Origin of the sequence: Bradyrhizobium sp. 132 (assembly GCF_023074185.1) — a bacterium.
Taxonomy (GTDB): Bacteria; Pseudomonadota; Alphaproteobacteria; order Rhizobiales; family Xanthobacteraceae; genus Bradyrhizobium.
The window spans coordinates 1-573 of the sequence record NZ_JADPKY010000080.1 but is presented as its reverse complement, the minus strand read 5'-3'; the positions used below and the strand labels follow the sequence as shown (position 1 = coordinate 573).

The window sequence follows — 573 nt, the reverse complement described above, 5'->3', positions numbered from 1 at the left end:
CTGCCGGTGTCGACGGTGAGGGTCTCGGTCACTGTCGGACCGGTGGTGCTGAGCGTGTAGACCACCGCGCTGCTGGTGGCGGTGTTGCCGGCGGCATCGCTCACCCGTGCGGTCAGCGAGTTGCTGCCGTTGTTGAGGCTGACCGTGGTGCTCCAGCTGCCGTTGCCCTGCACGATGGCGGTGCCGATCGGCGTGGTGCCGTCGAGGATGGTGACGCTGGCGCCGGCATCGGCCACGTCGACCGTGCCGGTGATGGTCTGGCTGGCCTGGTTGACCGGTCCGCCGGTGCTGGTGATCGCGGCCGTCGGCGCCGCCGTGTCCAGGGTGAAGCTGAGCGAGGCCGAACCGGTGTTGCCGAAGCTGTCGGTCTGGCTTGCCACGATGGTGTGCGATCCATCGGCCAGCCCGCTCGGGAGGAACGACCACGCCCCTTGCGCATCGGTGGTCGCCGTGGCCGCGACCGGAGTGCCGTCGATGGTGAAGTGCACCACGGTGTTGGCAAGGCCGGTGCCGCTCAGCGCCGGGTTGGCGGTGACGTGGTCGGTGGCCGAGCTGCCGGTGTCGACGGTGAGG

Annotated in this window: 1 protein-coding gene; it reads right to left on the bottom strand. The window is 70.2% G+C overall.

The annotated features are described in order from the left end of the window. The coding region (locus IVA74_RS13845; protein WP_247344377.1) for an Ig-like domain-containing protein at window positions 1–573 on the bottom strand (573 nt) is incomplete at both ends.